Annotated in this window: 13 protein-coding genes and 1 riboswitch; of the genes, 1 reads left to right on the plus strand and 12 read right to left on the minus strand. The window is 62.3% G+C overall.

Features of this window, described 5'->3' with window-relative positions; translation table 11 throughout:
- Positions 1-34: 34 nt before the first annotated feature.
- Positions 35-1,357 (minus strand): Nramp family divalent metal transporter, encoded by a 1,323-nt coding sequence (locus C8D72_RS07320; protein ID WP_115853767.1) that lies wholly within the window; start codon positions 1,355-1,357, stop codon positions 35-37.
- Between the two features lie 199 nt (positions 1,358-1,556).
- Here C8D72_RS07320 and C8D72_RS07325 point away from each other — a divergent pair, with 199 nt between their 5' ends.
- A complete protein-coding gene (locus C8D72_RS07325; RefSeq protein ID WP_115853768.1) occupies positions 1,557-2,597 on the plus strand; it encodes an alpha/beta fold hydrolase in 1,041 nt (346 codons plus the stop codon).
- Positions 2,598-2,640: 43 nt separating this feature from the next.
- Here C8D72_RS07325 and C8D72_RS07330 read toward each other — a convergent pair whose 3' ends face one another.
- From C8D72_RS07330 to ribB, 11 genes are all read right to left on the minus strand, one after another.
- Entirely contained in the window at positions 2,641-3,396 is a 756-nt protein-coding gene (locus C8D72_RS07330; RefSeq protein ID WP_170140535.1) for a Mut7-C RNAse domain-containing protein, read from the minus strand.
- 121 nt (positions 3,397-3,517) lie between these two features.
- On the minus strand, positions 3,518-4,213 hold the full coding sequence (gene urtE, locus C8D72_RS07335) for an urea ABC transporter ATP-binding subunit UrtE (protein WP_115853770.1): 696 nt from the start codon (positions 4,211-4,213) through the stop codon (positions 3,518-3,520).
- Positions 4,206-5,054 carry an urea ABC transporter ATP-binding protein UrtD gene (urtD, locus tag C8D72_RS07340; protein ID WP_425453264.1) on the minus strand — a complete coding sequence of 283 codons (849 nt, stop codon included), beginning with the start codon at positions 5,052-5,054 and terminating at the stop codon, positions 4,206-4,208. The genes urtE and urtD overlap by 8 nt, the downstream gene beginning before the upstream one ends.
- Positions 5,047-6,078: an urea ABC transporter permease subunit UrtC gene (gene urtC, locus C8D72_RS07345; protein WP_115853771.1), complete on the minus strand. Its 1,032-nt coding sequence runs from the start codon at positions 6,076-6,078 to the stop codon at positions 5,047-5,049. The genes urtD and urtC overlap by 8 nt, the downstream gene beginning before the upstream one ends.
- A gap of 47 nt (positions 6,079-6,125) precedes the next feature.
- On the minus strand, positions 6,126-7,754 hold the full coding sequence (urtB, locus tag C8D72_RS07350) for an urea ABC transporter permease subunit UrtB (RefSeq protein ID WP_425453265.1): 1,629 nt from the start codon (positions 7,752-7,754) through the stop codon (positions 6,126-6,128).
- Between the two features lie 119 nt (positions 7,755-7,873).
- Positions 7,874-9,211, minus strand: coding sequence for an urea ABC transporter substrate-binding protein (gene urtA, locus C8D72_RS07355; RefSeq protein WP_211308801.1), 1,338 nt, complete (start codon positions 9,209-9,211; stop codon positions 7,874-7,876).
- A gap of 118 nt (positions 9,212-9,329) precedes the next feature.
- The gene (locus C8D72_RS07360; protein WP_211308802.1) at positions 9,330-10,052 is read right to left on the minus strand and encodes a GntR family transcriptional regulator; all 723 of its coding nucleotides are present in this window, start codon (positions 10,050-10,052) and stop codon (positions 9,330-9,332) included.
- A complete protein-coding gene (gene uca / locus C8D72_RS07365; RefSeq protein ID WP_115853773.1) occupies positions 10,049-13,720 on the minus strand; it encodes an urea carboxylase in 3,672 nt (1,223 codons plus the stop codon). The genes C8D72_RS07360 and uca overlap by 4 nt, the downstream gene beginning before the upstream one ends.
- Entirely contained in the window at positions 13,717-15,549 is a 1,833-nt protein-coding gene (atzF, locus tag C8D72_RS07370) for an allophanate hydrolase (protein ID WP_115853774.1), read from the minus strand. Before atzF ends, uca begins: the two co-directional genes overlap by 4 nt.
- Positions 15,550-15,840: 291 nt before the next feature.
- Entirely contained in the window at positions 15,841-17,331 is a 1,491-nt protein-coding gene (locus C8D72_RS07375) for a carboxypeptidase M32 (protein ID WP_115853775.1), read from the minus strand.
- A 199-nt stretch (positions 17,332-17,530) separates the two neighbouring features.
- Positions 17,531-18,223 (minus strand): 3,4-dihydroxy-2-butanone-4-phosphate synthase, encoded by a 693-nt coding sequence (gene ribB, locus C8D72_RS07380; protein WP_115853776.1) that lies wholly within the window; start codon positions 18,221-18,223, stop codon positions 17,531-17,533.
- A gap of 112 nt (positions 18,224-18,335) precedes the next feature.
- Positions 18,336-18,488, minus strand: a riboswitch (FMN riboswitch).
- Positions 18,489-18,629 lie beyond the last annotated feature (141 nt).

An 18,629-nucleotide genomic window follows, 5' to 3' on the forward strand; every position in this document is an offset into this window, starting at 1 on the left:
CGACCATGACGAAGCACTGACGCCCTGCAGGGCGCTAGAGGCCCTGAAAGACTTCAATGACCAGCCGGACATTGAGTACCAGAATCAGCACGGCGATCGCCCAGGTCAGTGCCTTTATTTTCCAGCCAATGGCCATCTCCCCCATCCAGTCGCGTCGCGAGACAAAACGGATCAGCGGGATAATGGCAAACGGCAGCTGCAGCGACAGCACCACCTGGCTGAGAATCAAAAGCCGCCCCACGCTCTGATCGCCGTAGACTTGGGTGACATACAGCACCGGCAAAATCGCCAGCCCGCGGGTGATCAATCGTCGAACCCAGGGCTTCATGCGAAATCGTAAAAATCCCTCCATCACGATCTGACCGGCAAGCGTGGCCGTGACGGTCGAATTGAGCCCCGACGCCAGCAGCGCCACGCCAAACAGCGTGGCGGCAATGCCCGCACCCAGCAGCGGGCTCAAGAGTCCGTAGGCCTCCTCGATCTCCACCACCGTCTGTCCGGCACTGTGAAACACCGCCGCGGCCAGAATCAGAATGCCGGCATTGACGAACAGGGCCAGCGACAGGGAAATCGTGCTGTCGAGCGTGGCAAAGCGCAGCGCCTCACGTTTACCGCGGGCGTTCTGCTCAAAATCGCGGGTCTTCACCAGCGCCGAATGCAGATACAGGTTATGCGGCATGACCGTGGCGCCGATGATGCCGATGGCGATATAGAGCATCTGCGGATTGGTCACGATATCGGTATCGGGGGTCAAAAAACCGTCCGCGATGCCGGCCAGCGAGGGCTGCGCCAGCGCCAGCTCCACCACAAAGCAGGCAAAGATCATGGCCATCAGCGACATGACAAAGGCTTCCAGCCAGCGAAATCCCCGCCGCATCAGCATCAACAGCACCACCGTATCCACGATGGTAATGGCCGCTCCCCAGGCCAGCGGAATACCGAACAGGAGCTTGAGCGCCACGGCGGTGCCGATCACCTCGGCCAGATCCGTGGCAATGATGGCCAGCTCGCACAGCGCCCAGAGCGCCAAATTGACCGGCTTCGAATAATGCTCGCGACAGCTCTGCGCCAGATCACGTCCGCTGGCAATGCCCAGCCGCGCGCAAAGCGACTGCAGCAGCACGGCCATCAGGTTGGAAAGCAAAATCACGCATAAAAGCGTATAGCCAAAGCGCGACCCGCCCTCCAGCGAGGTGGCCCAGTTGCCCGGGTCAATATAGCCCACCGATACCATGGCGCCCGGGCCCAGAAAGGCCAGAAAACGTCGAAAGGCACTACCGCCGCGGGGCACACTGATGCTGCCGGGCACAATATCGGTGCCCAGCAGCGAATCCGACTGTCTGGATCTCGCGCTCATGTGGAACTCTTCGTTGAAGCAGACCTTAAGAACACTAGGGTAATACAATTATACCGAGGTTAAAAAGGGTCCGAGCAACATCAGGTGTGAATTGCACCTCCGAGGGGGACGGCTACGCTTCAATGCAGGCCATCTTTCATCATGAGTCTTCAGCAGGTGCGGGCAGGTCGCCATCATCGTTAACGAGGAGGGACCCATCATGGCACGTGACTTTCCACAAGAGCGTACACAACGGCATTCACGCAGACGTTCACACAAGGGCCGCTGGGCGCTGGCAGGACTGGCCGCCAGCATGGCCTGGGCCAGCTGGCAGAAGCGTCAGGCCATCAGGGCCACGCACCACGACCGGCTCAATACGGCGCCGGAGCTCTCGCGCAGCGCCATGGTCAACGGCATCCTGATGCGCTGGGAAGAACACGGCGAACGCAGCGAGCAGCCGCCGGTGGTCATGCTCCATGGTATCCCCACCAACCCACGCCTCTGGCGTCATGTGATCCCACGCCTTGTCGATACCGGAACGTGCTGTCTGGCCTGGGAGCTGGTCGGCTTTGGCTGGTCGATCAATGAAGGGCTGGAGCGCGACATCTCGGTGGCCGCACAGGTGGACTATCTGATCGCCTGGCTGAATCACCAGCAGATCGAGCGGGCCACCTTTGTCGGCCACGACATCGGGGGTGGGGTTTTGCAGGCGCTGCTGGCGCTTTATCCCGAACGCATTGCAGGGCTGGTGCTGGTGGATTCGGTGGCCTTTGACAACTGGCCGGTTCCGGCGGTGGCTACCGCCGCACAGATGGCCGGTGTCATCGGGAAGCTGCCGCCGGCACTGTTACGACCCATCTTTCATAAAGCGCTGACCAGTCTGGGGCATGACAACACCCGGCGTGAAACGCGCTCGGCGGCATTATTGTGGGCCCCCTACAGTCAGCCGACCGGTCCTGCCGGCTTTGCCCATCAGGCACGCTGCATGAGCGCCGCGGATACCGCATCGATCGCGGCCCGGCTGCCCTTGTCGCCCACCATGCCCATCGCCATGGTCTGGGGCGATCAGGACCCGCTGTCGCTTGCCTCGGCAGAACGACTGGCCGCCAGAATCTCGGTTCCGGTGATTCGGCGTATTCAGGGCGGATATCATTTCAACCCCGAAGACCACCCCGACATCGTGGCCGAGGAAGTGCGTCGCATGATCACACGCGTGGCGCAGGGACCGACTGCCGATGATGTGAGCGACCCCACGATCTGAACCGCGCCGGGCGACCAGATCCGTCGTCGGACACCGCAGCAGGTCAGGCGGCCTGCTGTTTCAGCGCCTCGATCCAGGCCGACATGCGTGCAAAATGGCTGCCCTGCCAGTAGACATGGCAGCATTTTTTGCATTTGTAGAAGTCGTTGTAATACAGCAGGGTGCGCGCCTCCAGGCGCCGGGCCACCGAAGCCTTGTCCACCTTCACCAACAGAGCATTGCAGCGCGCGCAGCGTTTGAAGCCGGCGATCTCGTCATGCAGCTCAAAACGTCGGCAGACCTCTTCAACCTGCTGAGCAGGGTCCGTGGCACGCACGAAATAGCCGTGCACAATCTGGCGGCGATACAGCAGGCGCCGATCACGGGTGAGCAGAATACGATTTTGCGCGGCCGAGGTGTCTGCCAGCTCTTCATCGCTGAAATCGTTGCGCCAGCACACGTCAAACCCCAAAAGGCGCAGATAACGTGCCAGCCGACCCAGATGCACATCCAGTACAAGGCGTGCCGGGCGCGGCCGCGGCGGCTGCAGGGCGTGCCCCATCACCAGATCACTCAGGGCCCGGACCGGCCAGGCCCTGATCAGGTAGTGATCATTTTCCAGCGGTTCGATCAGCGTTTCGAACGCCGCCGGATGATCATTGAGCGTCAGCGCGGCAACTTCGGGGTGGGGAACGCCAAAGGACTCTACCAGGTCCTTGAGAGAGGTACGCCGTGGTGTATGTTGTGTGACCGGCAGCCCTCGCCCGGAAGACGGCAGGAAATCATCGAGACAGCCGTGAAAAAGTACCTGTACACCCATCGACCAAGGACTCGACATTCAGTAGTTTGAACGCCCAAGTGTGGTGGTAGGCAGCACGAATGTCACACCAATAAATCGCCTTTATGGCTTGCCTGTTGCAACACTTCGTGCACTCAGGAATTCATACCGTAAGATGGCGTTGCACCAGCTCATCATCCAGCGTGGCCATGCCACCTTCGGCCACATGCGCACCGCGGTCCATCAGCATGAAACGATCAGCGTAGCGGCGCGCGAAGGGCAGCTTTTGTTCCACCAGCAGGACCGTCAGCCCGTCTTCCTGATTGAGCTGTCGCAGCACATCGCCGATCCGAGTCACGATATTGGGCTGAATGCCCTCTCCCGGCTCATCAAGAATCAACAACCCGGGCGCCAGTACCAGCGCACGGCCGATGGCCAGCTGCTGCTGCTGGCCACCGGAGAGGTCGCCGCCACGACGACGTTTCATTTCCTCAAGTACCGGAAAGAGCTCATAAATGCGTTCGGGAATACGTCGCAGGCGATCAGGCCGCGCCGGCAGGCCGATACGCAGATTCTCCTCGACCGTCAGGGTCGAAAATATCTGTCGCCCCTGCGGCACGTAGCCAATGCCAAGCCCGGCGCGTGCCTCACGCCTGGCGCGCGAGATGTCAGCGCCCTCAAACAGGATGCGCCCGCCCCGGGCCGGCTCCTCGCCCATGATCGTTTTCATCAGCGTGGTCTTGCCCACGCCGTTGCGCCCCATTACGCAGGTGCACTGTCCGGTGGGTACCGAGAGCGACAGCCCCCGCAGGGTATGGCTCTGGCCGTAATACTGATCAAGCTCTTCGATCTCAAGCATGACGCTCCTCCTCGGCGCCCAGGTACACCTCTCTGACCCGTGAGTCAGCGGCCACGGCGTCCATGCTGCCCTCGGCCAGTACGCTACCCTGGTGCAGCACGGTGACATGACGGGCAATCGAGCGCACAAAGCCCATGTCATGTTCGACCACCACCACCGACTGCTGCCCGGCCAGCCGATTCAACAAATTGGCAGTACGGTGCATTTCCTGCTCGGTCATGCCGGCCACGGGTTCATCAATCAAAAGCAGCCGCGGACGCTGCATCAGCAGCATGCCGATCTCCAGCCACTGTTTCTGCCCGTGGGAAAGCACCCCAGAGCGCCGGTCACGCTCGGCCTCAAGCCCAATGGTCTCCAGCACCTCATCAAGACGCGCACGCCCCTCATGATCCAGTCTCGCCATGAAGGTGGCCCATACGCGCCGATCACCGGCCATCGCCAGCTCCAGGTTTTCAAACACGGTGAGCGCCTCAAACACGGTGGGCTTTTGAAACTTGCGCCCGATACCCAGGCTTGCCACCTCCGGTTCTGAAAGGCGCAGCAGATTATGGCGCGAACCGAACCACACCTGGCCGCTGTCGGGCCGTGTTTTGCCAGTAATGATGTCCATCATGGTGGTCTTGCCGGCCCCATTGGGGCCGATAATGCAGCGCAGCTCACCGTCATCGATGGTCAGGTTGAGCCGGTCGATGGCGCGAAAACCGTCAAAGCTCACCGTGACATCTTCCATATAGAGTATCGGCCCGTGACGCACATCCACCGGTGACCGATCAGGCACCATGAAATCAAATACCCGATCAGGACGGGCCATGTCGCGAAGTCTGTTCAGAGTCTCACTCATGGACAGCGCCTCCCTTTTGGCGGCGCATTGAGGCCGCCAGGCCTGCAATGCCCTGGGGCAGGGCCATGGTCACCACCACGAAAAGTCCGCCCAGCATAAAGAGCCAGGCATCCGGCATCTCGGTGGTCAGTACTGTCTTGAGCCAGTTGACCACCAGCGCACCGATGAGCGCGCCAAAGAGCGTTGCGCGTCCACCCAGCGCCACCCACACCACCACTTCAATGGAAAAGAGTGGTGCAAAGCTGCCGGGGTTGATAATGCCCACCTGCGGGACATAAAGCGCCCCGGCGATACCCGCCATCACGGCTGATACGACAAAGACCGCCAGCTTGACGTGTTCGACCCGATACCCCAGAAAGCGTGTCCGGGCCTCGGCGTCACGAGTCGCAATACAGACCCGGCCCAGGCGCGAGGTGGTCATCATGCGACAGATTACAAAGGCCAGCAGTACCGCCAGTACGGAAGCCACAAACAGCGCCACCGTCATGGCGTGACTGTTGAGCGGCATACCCAGCAGCTCACTAAAACGTGTCAGCCCGGTCGACCCGCCCACCCCCATTTCATTGCGGTTGAACGCCAGCATCAGCGCAAAGGTCATCGCCTGGGTAATGATCGAGAAATAAACGCCGGTGACACGCGAACGAAAGGCCAGCCAGCCAAAGACCAGCGCCAGCAAGCCGGGCGCCAGCACGACTGCAAGTGCCATCAGAGGAAAATGGCCCAGCCAGGCCTGCCAGCCATCGATATTTGTCCCCTGGGCGTTGAGATAGAGACCCATGGCGTACCCTCCCAGGGCAAAAAACGCACCATGACCCAGGCTCAGGATCCCCAGATACCCCCAGATCAGATCCACGGCGAGTGCCAGCAGCATGTAGCAGAAATACTTACCCAGCAGACTGACCGTCGCGTCTCCCACATGCAGCGCATGATCCGATGGCAGCAGGTTGAGCCCCACCACCAGCACCGCAGCGCTCACCAGCACCGCGCAGGTGAGCATCGTGGTACGGTCACTTAAATGGCCCATGCTGCGCCGTACTCCTCCAGCACCGGATGATCCCGTACATACCTGACTCATGACACCCTCCCGCGCGGTGGAAAGAGCCCCTGCGGGCGCTTTTGAATGAATAGAATCACGCCCACCAGCACCACAATCTTGGCCAGCACGGCGCCGACCCAGGGCTGTAGCACCTGATTGAGCACCCCCAGGGTCATGCCGGCCACCAGCGTGCCCCACAGATTGCCCACACCCCCGAAGACCACGACCAGAAAGGAGTCGACGATATAGTTCTGTCCCAGATTGGGACCTACATTGGTAATCTGTGACAACGCCACACCGGCAAGACCAGCCACCCCGGCCCCGAGACCAAAGGTCAGCATGTCCACCCGTGCCGCCCTTACCCCCATGGCGCGTGCCATGTCACGGTTTTGCGTTACCGCGCGCACCTCAAGTCCCAGCCGGGTAAAGCGCATCACCGCCCAGAGCGCGGCAAACACCACCAGACAGAAGATCAGCACCGCCAGCCGGCTATAGCTGATCGAGAGCGCCTCGGTGACCTGCCAGCTGCCGCGCAGCCACTCCGGTGAGGCGACCGCCCGGTTGAGCGGTGAGAACACGGTGCGTACCAGCTGCTGCAGGATCAGACTCACCCCGAAGGTGGCCAGCAGGGTTTCCAGCGGACGCCCCTTCAAAAAGCGAATTACGCTGCGCTCGATAGCAATGCCAAAGGCTGCGGCAACCAGAAAACCGAACGGGATGGCCAGTATCAGCGCCAGCCCCGGCTGACCGGGCAACAGCTGCTGCAGCCACCAGGCGCTGTAGGCGCCCAGCATGATCAGCTCACCGTGAGCCATGTTGATCACCCCCATCACGCCAAAGGTAATCGCCAGACCAATCGCGGCCAGCACCAGAATCGAGCCGGCACTCAAACCAAAAAAGAGCGTTTGTACCCGCTGATGCCATTCGCGCTTGCGCTCGATGCCTGCCAATACCCCGCGAGCTTCACTCGCCAATTCGCCGTCGCCTTCGGCCAGCGGCACCAGCGTGTTGCGCACCCGGGTATCCAGATGACCGCGCAGCGTCTCCAGGGCATCTACATCCCCCTGCTGCACACGATGCAGCGCCAGTGCCGTCTCAAGCTGTTCACGTACTGCTAGGGATTCCTCCTCGGCCAACGTGTCTTCCACCCGCGCCACGCTGATCGCATCTACCGTCCCCACCAGCGCCCGAGCCGCCGCAAGTCTTGCCTTTACGTCCCCCGCCGTCAGTGACATCGCCGCCAGCGCCCCCTCAATCTGCGTGCGCAGCGTGTTGTTAATGGTAATGGTGTTGATCGTACGCCGTGAGCCGGTACCGACATCCTCCAGCGTAATGGCATCGATGATCGGCCATTCACGGCCGCCATCATCGGTAATGATGTAGAAGTGATCACCACGGCGCTCACGGGCCAGCCGCCCCTCCAGCAGCGCCTGCAGCCAGCGCTCACGCTGGGAGGCCGTGCTGGCCGCGACACGCTCGACGGCCTCGCCCTTTGCTTCAAACCCCGAGGCATCCAGCCCTTCCAGTAGCGTACGGGCCTGCTCATCGCTGATTTGATCGCCGGCATGAACGACCCCGGGCAGCGCCATCATTACCGGCACCATCATTACCAGTACCAGTACGATCCCGGCCCGCCACAGGTCACGTATTGCGCGTCTTGACATGCTCTCTCCCCCACTTTCAAAACGTCCGGGCTGCTCGCCTGCTGCCAGCAACCCGGCGTCCCTGCACGACGTTACTTCACCACGTCACTTCACAACGACGGGGCCGTATGCCTCAGCACCTATTGCGACACGACCGGCTCGCCGTCCTCGCAGGTCATGCTGGAGACATTGAGACGTCCGCAGTGGAGCGGCGCGCGCCAGTCACTGATCAGATTGCGCGAGTCGGGGAGATAGTCCGACCAGGCATCGCCTGCAATATTGGAGGGGGTCTGCCAGACCACGCTGAACTGGCCATCGTTCTGGATCTCGCCAATCATGACCGGCTTGGTGATGTGGTGGTTGGGCATCATCGCCGAGCCCCCCCCGGAAAGGTTGGGCACGGTAACCCCGACGATGGCGTCCTTCACCGCATCAACATCCGGTGTACCGGCCTTTTTGACCGCCTCCAGCCACATGTTGAAACCGATGTAATGAGCCTCCATCGGATCGTTGGTGACCGCGCTGTCATCGTCCTTGTACGCCAGCCAGCTATCGATGAAATCGAAGTTGGCATCGCTGTCGACACTCATGAAGTAGTTCCACGCCGCCATATGACCCACCAGCGGTGCAGTATCGATGCCGGTCAGCTCCTGTTCCCCTACCGAGAAGGCCATGACCGGGATGTCGCTGGCCGAGATGCCCTGATTGGCAAGCTCGCGATAAAACGGCACGTTGGCATCACCATTGATGGTGGAGATCACCGCAGTCTTTTTGCCCTGACTGCCGAACGAGGCAATGCTGGAAACGATCGACTGCCAGTCGCTGTGACCAAACGGCGTGTAGTTGACCATGATGTCGTCATCGCTCACGCCCTGATCCTTGAGCCAGGCCTCCAGAATTTTATTGGTGGTGCGGGGATAGACGTAGTCGGTCCCCACCAGCGCCCAGCGCTTGACGCCCTGCTCACGCAGATACTCGACGGCCGGAATCGCCTGCTGATTGGGCGCAGCGCCGGTATAGAAGATATTTTCCGATGACTCTTCGCCCTCGTACTGCACCGGATAGAACAACAGCCCGTTGAGTTCCTCGACCACCGGCAGCACCGCCTTGCGCGACGCCGAGGTCCAGTTACCAAAGATAACGTCGACCCGATCATCACCAGAGAGCAGGTCACGGGCCTGTTCGGCAAACAGCGGCCAGTCGGAGGCCGGATCAACCACCACCGGTTCAAGCTTGCGCCCCAGCAGACCGCCGTGCTCATTCTGCTCCTCGATCAGCATCAGCATTTCATCCTTCAGGGTCGATTCGCTGATCGCCATGGTGCCGGAGAGCGAGTGCAGAATGCCGACCCGAATCGGATCGCTGTCAGCCTCGGCGCGCGCGTCATCACTCAGACCCAGAGCAGCGCCTGCGCTCAACAGCGCGCCCACCAGCAGCGGACGGGACAGGGCCAGTGACCCCATTGAAAATCCTTTCATGGCATACCTCATTGTCATTGTTGGTGAGGGTGCCCCGGGCCTGTGCCGCGGGGCAGGTACAGCAGGGATACAGCATCAAGGGCACCAATGACGCTGATGTGCGGGGCGCATCCAGTTGCTACGCCTCGGGTGGGCCCTGCGCGTGGCGACTGCGGGCTTCGTGCAACATGTGCAGCGTGATCTTGCGCACCTCGTTGCGACTGAGCGCAATATGGGCACTCAACAACTGCTGGGCGTGAGCCGTACGCCGCCGCGCCAGTGCTTCCAGAATCACGGCGTGCTCGTCATAGGTGGCCTCGATCCGTGTGGCCTGGGTGAAATCGAGCCGGCGAATGATATGAATCCGCTCGCTTACATCACGGTGAATGCGCGCCATTTCCTGATTGCCTGATGCCGTGACCAGCGCGGTATGAAACGCCTTGTCCTGCTCGGCCATCGCGGGGTCAAACGAGCGCGCCTGGCCTGGCACGCACCAGATATCGCGCAGCGCCTGAAGCATCGGCGGCGGCTCGCTCATGGCACACAGGCGCTCAACGGCGGCGCACTCCAGCACGATGCGCACGTCGTAGAGCTGTTCGAAAACATCAAAATCAAAGGGCACCACCTGCCAGCCACTGCGAAAATGCACCTCCACATACCCTTCACGGCGCAGACGATGCAGCGCCTCACGCACCGGCGTACGCGAAGCACCGGTACGTTCGGCCACCTCCGCTTCGCTGAAGTAGTCGCCGGGCAGCAGCTCAAAATCAAAGATCATCTGCTTGAGGGTGGCGTAGACGCGCTCGGCCAGACTCTGCCCACGCATGCTGCCGCGCTGTCGAAAGGGTGAGGCGCGCGTCATGACGCCGATCCGGTATCGAGCACCGCCAGCAGCTCACCGGCGCGTACCGGCGTCCCGGGCGCGCAGTGAAAGGCACTGAGCGTGCCCGCCTGCGGCGCAGTGATTGCCACCTCCATTTTCATCGCCTCGACAATCACCAATGGATCGCCGGCCTCGACCCGGGCGCCGGGTTCGGCTACCAGTTTCCAGACACTGCCAGCGATATCGGCCTGTACAGGACACTGATGGGCGCCGAGTGTTTCGCTGTCCAATGGCGCAGCCTGCGCAGTTTCAATCGCCGGCGGGGCGATGTCGGCCGCACTCCAGCGGCTGACCTCCTGGGTAAAGGCCTCACGCTGGCGCGCCTGAAAGGCCTCAATGCTCTCGCGATGAGCTTTGAGAAAATCGAGATACGCACCGACATCGAAAACTTCTTCTTCCACCCGCACTTCAAAGCGACCGTGGCGAAAGTCCTCACGCAGTGTATGCAGCTCTTCTTCGCTGACCGGGTAGTAGCAGACCTGATCAAAAAAGCGCAGAAGCCACGGCGCGCCCGGCGCAAACCGTGCATTGTTGCCCCAGGTATTCCAGATCGGCACGGTGCGCCCCACTAGCTGATAGCCGCCGGGGGAATCCATGCCATAGATGCACATGTACATACCGCCGATGCCCACCGTGCCTTCTGCGGTATGGGTACGCGCGGGATTGTACTTGGAGCTCAAAAGCCGGTGGCGAGGATCGACGGGGACGGCGCAGGGTGCGCCCAGATAGACATCCCCCAGCCCCAAAACCAGATAGCGCGCCTCATACAACGTCTGCCTGACCGTCTCGCGATCCACCCCGTTGATGCGGGCGATGAAATCGACGTTGTTGGGCAGCCAGGGCGCGTCGGCCTTCACCGTCTCGCTGTAGCGCGTCACCGCATCCAGCGTGGCGCTGTCTTCAAAGGCCATGGGCAGGTGCAGTACCCGGGTGGGCAGTTTGAGCGTGCGTACATCGCCCAGGCCGTCATCAAGGCTGAGCAGCTGCGTGATGAGCGTATCCTGAGCGACCACATGACCGTTGTAGCGAATCTGCAGCGAGCGCACGCCGGGAGCGAGCTCCTCAACGCCCTCGATGGCCGCCTCATTGATCGCTGCCATCAGCAGATGCACCCGCACCCGGGTGGTGAGATCGAGCACGTTCTCACCGTATTCCAGCAGAATGTAGCCATCACCGGCCTGACGATAGACCGCCGCCGGGCGCTCCTCGCTGGCCGCTCGCGTGGCCAGCACACAGGGAGAGTGTTCGGCTTCTGGCGTCGCCCCCGTCGCGGCAATCAGGGCGCTGTCAACCCGCGCCGGCAGGGCCATGATCTCCGGGTCGGGCGCGCTCAGGGTCTCGATGGCGCGCAGCCACTCGGTCTCCAGCGCCAGAGCATGTTCAAGGGTGATCGGGACAAAGCGAATCGTGTCGCCCGGACGCACCTGACCCGCTTTCCAGAGCTCTCCACGAACGATGGTCACCGGACAGACAAAGCCACCAAGGCTTGGGCCATCGCGCATCAGAATCACCGGGCTGTCGCCGGTAAAGTTGACCGCGCCAATGGCGTACTCGCAGTCATGAACGTTGGACGGATGCAGACCCGCCTCGCCGCCATCGCTGCGCGCCCATTCAAGTGTCGGGCCGACCAGCCGTACGCCGAGACGGTTGGCGTTGTAGTGCACCTCCCAGTCGGTGGCCAGCAGCTGCTCAAATGCCGGCTGGGTGAAAAAGTCCGGCGCACCGTGAGGCCCCACCAATACACCGATACGCCACTCATGGCCGTAGTCGGGGATCAGCGCCGCGGGAACGGCCGCTGGGGTTTCCAGAGCATCGTCTTCATGGATCAATGAGAGCAGATCACCACTGCGCAGCACGCGCCCACCGTGGCCGCCGAACTGCCCCAGGGCAAAGGTCGAGCGGCTACCCAGATAGACCGGCACATCGATTCCGCCACGTACGGCCAGATAGCAGCGACAGCCGACGCTGACCTGCCCAATCCTCAGCCGCTGGCCGGCGCGAACCTTGACCGGCTGCCAGAACGCCACCGGTTCATCGTCAAGTTGTGCTTCGGAGGGCGCACCGGTCAGTGCAATGACCGCGGCCTGGTGAAACACCAGCTCCGGCCCCACCAGAGTGCATTCAAGCCCTGCCGCCGAAGCCGCGTTACCCACAATGCGATTGGCCATGCGAAAGGCCATGTCATCCATCGGCCCTGATGGCGGCACACCAATGTCCCAGTAGCCCAGCCGCCCGGGCACGTCCTGCACGCTGGTCCAGGTCCCCGGAGAGACCACCTCCAGACAGTGCGGTGTAAACGTGAATCGTGACAGGGCCCGGGTGGAGACCTCGCCGCGCCTGAAGGCGTCAGAGCCAATCACGGCACGCAGATAATCCAGATTGGTGGGGATACCGTAGAGGCGCGTGGCGTCAAGTGCCGCGGTCAGCCGGTTGATCGCCTCGTCACGGTCACGGCCCTGCACAATCAGCTTGGCGATCATGGGATCAAACTGCGCCGACACGAGGCTGCCGCTCTCAACGCCTGTATCCACACGCACGCCCGGAAGCTCGGTGGGAAAATGCACGGCGTCCAGCTCGCCGGGGCTGGGCTGAAAGTTTTTCAGCGGATTCTCGGCGTAAAGGCGCACCTCGATCGCCGCACCTTCCGGCGTGATGGCCTCCAGCGCCTCAGTCAGCGGCTGGCCATCGGCAATGCGCAGCATCCACTCGATCAGATCAAGCCCGGTGACACATTCGGTGACCGGGTGCTCAACCTGCAGGCGGGTGTTGACCTCGAGAAAATAGAAATGCTCAAGGCCCGCGTCATAAATGAACTCCACCGTCCCGGCGCTGCGATAGTGGACCGATTCTCCCAGACTGACGGCGGCGGCCAGCATCTGCTCACGAATCGCGGGCGGCAGATGCGGTGCCGGGGTCTCCTCCACCACTTTCTGATGTCGGCGCTGCAGCGAGCAGTCACGCTCGCCAAGCGCCACCACCCGGCCCTGACCATCGCCCAGCAGCTGCACTTCAATGTGGCGGGCATGATCGATGCAGCGTTCCAGAAAAACGCCGGCATCACTGAAATACTGCTGGCCGAGGCGCACAACGCTGTCAAAGGCGCCCTTCAGTCCGGCCTCATCGGCGCAGCGGGTCATCCCGATACCGCCACCGCCGGCGGTGGATTTCAGCATCACCGGATAGCCGATGCGTGTCGCCTCATGAATGGCCTGATCAACATCATCCAGCAGTCCGCTGCCGGGGGTCAGCGGTGCCCCAGCCTTTTCTGCCAGCGCCCGCGCTCGATGCTTGAGACCAAAATCGCGAATCTGCGCAGGCGTTGGGCCGATAAAAATGATCCCTTCTGCCTCACAGCGCTCGGCGAACGCAGCACTTTCGGAGAGAAAGCCATAGCCCGGATAGATCGCCTGCGCGCCGCTGTCACGCGCGGCGGCGATCACCTTGTCGATTGCCAGGTAAGTGTCATCGGCACGCTCACCCTCAAGCGCCACGGCGTGGTTGGCATGACGCACGTGCAGCGCATTGCGGTCATCATTGCTGTAGATGGCCACGCTCTCGATGTTCAGGCGCTTGAGCGTTCGAATGGCGCGGCAGGCGATTTCGCCGCGGTTGGCGATCAACACCCGCGTCAGAGAAAGCGCACTCATGCCTCACCTCCGGTTGCAGCACTCTTCAGCGCCGTCATGAAACCCCGCCAGCCGCCGTACTCAGTCACATCCTGCGCCGCGGGCAGTGCCCAGGGCTCGCAGACGAAGCCCTTGACCACGCGGCCATCGGACAGCGTCAGCGAGCCGATCCCCAGCGGGGCCGGAATCTCGGCGACAAACTCGCCAAAACGCGCCAGCGGTATATCCCAGAGTTCAACTTCGATGGCCGTCCCATTCGTCTCGACCCGGGCCAGCCCCGGCTTGGGCGGGGTGGTATTGGCCAGCGCGTAAAGGCGGTAATCCGGTGCGGTATGGGTCGCCTCCACAAAGGTGGCGCGGCGCGTGGTGAGCTGAAAGTTGAGTGGCATGTCGCGCAGGTGCGCCCCCACCACCGCCAGGCGCACACATGCCGATGACGGTGGCGGGATCACCTCTTTATCAGCGACCGGCAGCGGCTGCTCGGTGGCCCCCAGTGGCAGATCGCACAGCGCCTGCCAGCGGCGGCCAACATCTGCCAGCGCCCGGTCGTGCCAGGCTGGTGCGATCAGGGTAATCCCGGCCGGCAGGCCGTCATCGCGCATCACCGCCGGCAGTGCCAGGGCGCAGAGATCAGCCAGGTTGGTAAAGTTGGTATAGGTGCCAAACTCACTGTTGTACTGCACTGGCTGCTCAGCCATCTCGGCGATGGTGCGGATGGTGGGTGATGTGGGCACCACCAAGGCGTCCACGTCGTCAAACACCCGAGCAATGCGCTGACTAAGTTCAGCGCGACGATATTCAGCATCAAAGGTATCCAACGCCGAATAATCGAGCCCCTTGTCAATGATGCCGCGCACTGTCGGATCGATGGCGTCCGGATCATTGATCAGCAGTGGCCCTACCGCATGGGTGCGCTCGGCCACCCAGGGCCCCTGATAAAGCAGTGCGGCCAGCTCGGCAAAGGGGGTGTAATCGATGGGCACCAGCTCGGCGACGCGCGCAAGCTGCGTGCGGGCCCGATCAAAGGCCCGGGCCATGACGTCATCGCCATGAAATTCAAGCGCTGCCGGTATCGCCAGCCGCGGCCGTTCCGGCATCGCCACTGGCGCCGTATGGGGGTGCTGACGGCTGTAGGCATCGCGCTCATCCGGCGCACTGCCGCCGATCTCGGTGACCGCCAGGGCATCTTCCACCGTCAGGGCAAAAACGGAGACGCAGTCGAGCGTGCGGCAGGCCGGCACGACCCCGCCGATGGAGAGCCAGCCGCGGGTGGGCTTGAGCCCCACAATGTTGTTAAAGCCTGCCGGCACCCGCCCCGAACCTGCCGTGTCGGTGCCCAGCGCAAAAGGCACCAGCCCACGCGCCACGACCGACGCCGAGCCGGCACTTGACCCACCCGACACATAGGCAGGATCAAAGCTGTTGGGTACGGCGCCATAAGGTGAGCGAGTGCCAACCAGCCCGGTGGCGAACTGATCCAGATTGGTCTTGCCCACCAGGATCGCGCCGGCCGCCCTGAGACGTGACACCACGGTGGCATCCTGCTCGGCGGTATAGGCAAACGCCGGACAGGCAGCGGTGGTCTTCCAGCCCACGGCATCAATATTGTCCTTGATCGCGAACGGCACGCCGTAAAGCGGCAGCGCTTTTACACCAACGCTTTCGGCCTGGCGCTCAAGCTCGGCCCACTGACTATCGATCAGCGCCGCGTCGGCACGAACAATCCATGCCGTATCCGAATCTGCCAGTGTCGCGGCCAGCGCCTGAAGCCGCTCCCGGCCCTGGCCGTCCTGCTGTACCCTGCACCACTGGGTCAGCGTCCAGCCCCCGCTTTCGATTCCCTGCGTCATGATCACGTCCTGCTGATATATCGACTTGTATACAAGACGGTATTGCAGGAAGTGTGCCAACTCAGGATAAGCGTCTGACTTTCAGGGCACGATGTCCGTCTGGCCCTTTAAAAAAAGAGCATGGTCGAAGATTTCTGCTACCTGCCGGGGCATGAAATACATGGACGCACCATCAGGACGCGCCGTGATAACAGTTCATCAAGGCGACCGAAACAGTGCCTGCTCAACAATAAAAAGGGCCGCAGGATGCGGCCCCGGGAAAGTAGCCATTCGCAGGCGGGCGTGATCGTCTCAACCCAGATAGCGTTCACGCAGGTGATGCCGGTAGTGCTCGGGATTGAGCGCCTCGCCGGTAGCGCGTCGAATCAGTTCGGGCGTCTCCAGCAGACTGCCCTGCTGCCAGACGTTGGTTTTCAGCCAGTCAAGCAGCAGGCCCGGGTCGCCCTCGGCAATGCGTGCGTCGAGCTGCGGCTCGGCGCGTCGGGCGGCAGCCATCAGCTGCGCGGCGAGCATGGCACCCAGGCTGTAGGTGGGAAAATAGCCAAACGACCCGTCGGTCCAGTGAATGTCCTGCAGGCAGCCATCGCGGTAGTTGCCGCGGGTATCGAGCCCCAGTAGACGCTGCATGGACTCATCCCAGCGCACGGGAATGTCTTCCACCTCGATCTCGCCTTCGATCAGGGCGCGCTCGATGTCATAGCGCAACAGGATGTGGGCCGGATAGCTCACCTCATCGGCATCGACGCGAATCAGCCCCGGTTCGACCTGCTGCGCCAGGCGAATCAGATTGTCGGCTTCAAAGGCCGGCTGGTCGCCCAGCGCCTCGACCAGCCAGGGCCTTAACTGGCGCACGAAGGCCGCACTGCGTCCCAGCTGCATCTCAAGACTCAAACTCTGTGACTCGTGCACCGCCATCGAGCGGGCACGGCCCGCCGGCTGACGGCGCCACTGCTGCGGCAGATTCTGTTCATAGCGGGCGTGACCGGTCTCGTGGATGATGCCCATCAGCGCCGTGAGACACTCATCTTCCCGATAGCGGGTGGTCAGGCGCACGTCATCCGGCACGCCACCGCAGAAGGGATGCAGGCTGACATCCAGCCGACCATGCTCGAAATCGAACCCCAGCCAGCGCATGACGCGCTCGCCAAGGCGGCGCTGATCACGCTCGCCAAAGGGCCCCTGGGGCATGACGAGTTCACCGCCGCGCTGGTGCGCAACAGCCTCGCTCAAAAGCCCAGGCAGCCACTGACGCATGTCGTCAAAGATACTTTCCAGCGTCTCGAGGTTCAGCCCCGGCTCGAACTTCTGCAGCAGCGCCTCGTAGCGGCCACAGCCCAGCGCCTCGGCACGGATACGCGCCTCCTCGCGGGACAGGCGTACCACTTCCCGGAAGGTGGGCAGAAAGCCCTCCCAGTCGTTGGCGGGACGACAGCGCCGCCAGACGCTTTCGCAGCGCGCACCAGCCAGCGACTGCGCCTCGACCAGTTCCGGCGGCATGACGGTGGCGTCTCGCACCTCACGCGTCATCTCGCGCAGATTGGCCTGCTGCTCGGGTTCAAGCGAGGCCGGGTCGATCTCATCGAGCAGTCGGCGCGTCTCCTGTGCGGTCAACGTCTCGTGCATCAGCACGCTCAGCTCGGCCATGGCCTCGGCACGGGCCTCATTGCCGCCCTCCGGCATCATGGTCAGCTGATCCCAGCCGGCCATGGCGCCCAGGTGCGCGTAGCGATGCAGGCGGGTAAAGCACGCTTCGAGCTGCTGATAAGCGGTACTGGATGTCATGCAATGCTCCGAAAACAGAGAAGGGTCAGATCGCGGTCAGGGAGAAGCCGGGCAGTAGCTCGGCAGCAGGCGCAGCCTTCCCGCAAAACGGCGAAGCATCAAAATGATGGCGCATAAAAAAGCTCGCCTCATGAAATGTCTTCATTGACCGGCTCCCTGCATGAGGCCGACAGCACAGAGCGTGCTGTCGGCCAATGGACTACATCGAGGCAAACGCTGCGACATCAAAGGATTCGGCCGGGTCATGCTGCTCGCGCCAGGCGACCAGTTCGGCAATCGAGACCATCGGGTAGTCACGCTCGCGCGCGAAGGCTTCCAGTGCCTCGCCGCGCATCATGGTGCCGTCATCGTTCATCAGCTCACAGAGCACGCCGGTCGAGGCATGGCCTGACAGGCGCACCAGATCGATCGTCGCCTCGGTATGACCACGGCGGGCCAGCACGCCGCCGTCACGGGCGCGCAGGGGGAAAATGTGACCGGGGCGAACCAGGTCGTCGGCCCGGGCGTTGTCTGCGACCGCGGCCCGCACGGTCACGGTGCGATCATAAGCACTGACGCCGGTCGTGACGCCTTCTCTGGCTTCGATGGTGACGGTAAAGCCGGTCGAGTAGGGGCTTTCATTGTTGGCCACCATCGGCGGCAGTTCCAGCCGGTCGGCGTGCTCGCCGGTCAGGCACAAACAGACGATGCCGCTGCCAAAGCGAATCATCTGCGCCATCTGCTTCTCGTCAAGCGTGGTGGCAGCAAAGATCAGATCGCCTTCGTTTTCGCGGTCGGGGTCGTCGGTGACCACCACGCCGTGGCCGCGCGACAGACTGTCCAGCGCCAGACGCACGCGCGCCTGAGCGTTGTCAGCAGAGGGGAAACCATCATTTTCGATATTGTGAGACATAAAAGGCTGCTCCAGGGTCGCCATCAGTGGCGAGAAACAAGGAACAGGGCAAGACAGGAGCACGTGTACGACATGTACAGCGACGCCTCACCGCCAACAGGGGCAATCAGGCGCCGATCCTCTCCCATCCGGACTATCACCGTCGGCATCGGGATCTCACCGATTCCTGCGCGTCATGCGCTCGCGGGCTTGTTCTCGGCCAGATCAGGACACTGGCCTCGACATCACCGCCGGTGGGGACTTTCACCCCGCCCTGAGGATCTGACTCGAAAAACGAATCGGGATCAGACTAGCTCGCAAGCGCTACTCGAGCAATCCCTGCTCGTACATGTCAATCGCAAAAGGTCATATTGGCGAAAGGGGTTTAAACCGTCAGGCTGGTGGCATCATTCAGGCACAAGGAAAA

This window comes from Kushneria indalinina DSM 14324 (genome assembly GCF_003385845.1).
GTDB lineage: Bacteria > Pseudomonadota > Gammaproteobacteria > Pseudomonadales > Halomonadaceae > Kushneria > Kushneria indalinina.

What these genes read in the sequence shown, in the direction of transcription:
- C8D72_RS07320 (WP_115853767.1), bottom strand. Translation starts at nt 1,357, where the DNA reads ATGAGCGCGAGATCCAGACAGTCGGATTCGCTGCTGGGCACCGATATT.
- C8D72_RS07325 (WP_115853768.1), top strand. Translation starts at nt 1,557, where the DNA reads ATGGCACGTGACTTTCCACAAGAGCGTACACAACGGCATTCACGCAGA.
- C8D72_RS07330 (WP_170140535.1), bottom strand. Translation starts at nt 3,396, where the DNA reads ATGGGTGTACAGGTACTTTTTCACGGCTGTCTCGATGATTTCCTGCCG.
- urtE (WP_115853770.1), bottom strand. Translation starts at nt 4,213, where the DNA reads ATGCTTGAGATCGAAGAGCTTGATCAGTATTACGGCCAGAGCCATACC.
- urtD (WP_425453264.1), bottom strand. Translation starts at nt 5,054, where the DNA reads ATGAGTGAGACTCTGAACAGACTTCGCGACATGGCCCGTCCTGATCGG.
- urtC (WP_115853771.1), bottom strand. Translation starts at nt 6,078, where the DNA reads ATGGGCCATTTAAGTGACCGTACCACGATGCTCACCTGCGCGGTGCTG.
- urtB (WP_425453265.1), bottom strand. Translation starts at nt 7,754, where the DNA reads ATGTCAAGACGCGCAATACGTGACCTGTGGCGGGCCGGGATCGTACTG.
- urtA (WP_211308801.1), bottom strand. Translation starts at nt 9,211, where the DNA reads ATGAAAGGATTTTCAATGGGGTCACTGGCCCTGTCCCGTCCGCTGCTG.
- C8D72_RS07360 (WP_211308802.1), bottom strand. Translation starts at nt 10,052, where the DNA reads ATGACGCGCGCCTCACCCTTTCGACAGCGCGGCAGCATGCGTGGGCAG.
- uca (WP_115853773.1), bottom strand. Translation starts at nt 13,720, where the DNA reads ATGAGTGCGCTTTCTCTGACGCGGGTGTTGATCGCCAACCGCGGCGAA.
- atzF (WP_115853774.1), bottom strand. Translation starts at nt 15,549, where the DNA reads ATGACGCAGGGAATCGAAAGCGGGGGCTGGACGCTGACCCAGTGGTGC.
- C8D72_RS07375 (WP_115853775.1), bottom strand. Translation starts at nt 17,331, where the DNA reads ATGACATCCAGTACCGCTTATCAGCAGCTCGAAGCGTGCTTTACCCGC.
- ribB (WP_115853776.1), bottom strand. Translation starts at nt 18,223, where the DNA reads ATGTCTCACAATATCGAAAATGATGGTTTCCCCTCTGCTGACAACGCT.